The organism is Rickettsia endosymbiont of Culicoides newsteadi, assembly GCF_002259525.1.
Lineage (GTDB): Bacteria > Pseudomonadota > Alphaproteobacteria > Rickettsiales > Rickettsiaceae > Tisiphia.
In genome coordinates this window covers 1-1,491 of the sequence record NZ_MWZE01000153.1, presented here as the reverse complement: position 1 = coordinate 1,491, position 1,491 = coordinate 1, and the positions used below count along the sequence as shown (strand labels likewise).

Below are 1,491 nucleotides of genomic sequence, written 5' to 3'. Positions count from 1 at the left end.
ATAGTGACAATAATAATTTCATGGGAATTATATCTCTAAATTGCTAAATTTTTGTCTAGACAAAGGAGACCACCATATATGCAGTTGCAGCAATGTAGATGTTTTCTGCTACAATAAATGCTTTTTGCTCTCTCCAGGTTTGGTCTATATCTAAATCACTAATACTATTAAACAAATCACCTATTATCTGAGGAGTCTTTTTTATAACAGGACTGCTTGCTAAGAATTTATGACATTTTGTAGAATCTACTAATATTGTTGGTGGAACATCTATGTTTAATTTATCTTGTATTATTCCCAGTTTACTTTCAACTAATTCTGGATTTTGTCTCATTAATGTTACCAACAGCTCCAGTTTTTCAGCAACTGGAATCTCCATAGTATCTATTAATGATTTAACAAGTCCCAAAGATTGGGGAATAGTTATTTTATGACCATCACCATATTTCATTTTATGGGTAGGATATCCTTGATTATAGTGACCATTTGTTTTGCCTAGGTATATTGTTGTTAGTGCTATCTTAGCTTTCTCGATTACGGTAGCAACATAGTCTTGATCACTTGGTGTAGGTTGATTTGCCGCTAACGTATTTTTCATGGTGTCACGCTTAGCACCATCAGACAAGCTAAGTAATTTTAATTTTATTGAATTTTGATAAACTTGATCCAATTTAGTTAATCCTGCCTGATATTCTTCTGCTTTTACTAGCAACTGTTGTTTATTTTCTATATTCCCATAAGCTTTAAATAAATTATCAGTAATAAAATTCACTAATTTTACTGCTTCTGTTGTATGAACGGACTGTGTATCTAGTGCTAATGTCTTAAGCCTATCTTGTTTTTGCTCTGTATCTGGTACTGCACCGTGCTGAAAAAGAAACGGTTGCATCTCAGGATAGAAAAGATTATAAAAACTTAATAGTGAGTGTCCTCCATTGTCTCGTGAGTTTATAGCAAAGGGGTATTTTTCTGGAGAGTTTATTATATGTTGTATAAGGGGGCGTTATTATACGGACTATACATTCTGGCTATTTCAAACACTATATTTTTAATGCTTTCGGACGTAATATTACCACATCGTAGGAACTTCAAGAATAGCTCTTCAATATCATCACTATCAGAGATGATAATATTAGTGTTTTTTATTACAGCTAATTTCTCTATTCCGCTATAAGATATATTAGGGTTCCTTTTTAAATCGAGTTTAGTAATCTTCTCCGGGACACTTGCAACTATTTCATCTATTACTGCATCAGTTATATCATTACACGACATATCTAGCTCGCTAAGATTCTGGAGGTTAGCTATTATTGCCTGCATACCTTCATCACCTATCTTATTAATCTTTATTGCAAGCTTCGTAAGGGGGAGTTTAACTACTTCAATTGCTCCTTTATCACCTAAGTTACGTCAATTCGGGATAAGGGATAAGAAAAAATAAAGGAGATATAGGAGTTGCAAGGAGTTAATGCCTGTGATAAATGTTTTTTT

Annotated in this window: 2 protein-coding genes; both read right to left on the bottom strand. The window is 33.1% G+C overall.

Annotation, left to right across the window (positions count from 1 at the left end; translation table 11 throughout):
- Positions 1–55: 55 nt before the first annotated feature.
- Positions 56–889: a hypothetical protein gene (locus RiCNE_RS06950; protein ID WP_094649824.1), complete on the bottom strand. Its 834-nt coding sequence runs from the start codon at positions 887–889 to the stop codon at positions 56–58.
- Positions 890–981: 92 nt separating this feature from the next.
- Positions 982–1,386 (bottom strand): hypothetical protein, encoded by a 405-nt coding sequence (locus tag RiCNE_RS06945; RefSeq protein WP_275656757.1) that lies wholly within the window; start codon positions 1,384–1,386, stop codon positions 982–984.
- Positions 1,387–1,491 lie beyond the last annotated feature (105 nt).

Coding starts and splice junctions, on each gene's coding strand:
- RiCNE_RS06950 (WP_094649824.1), bottom strand. CDS start 889: ATGCAACCGTTTCTTTTTCAGCACGGTGCAGTACCAGATACAGAGCAA.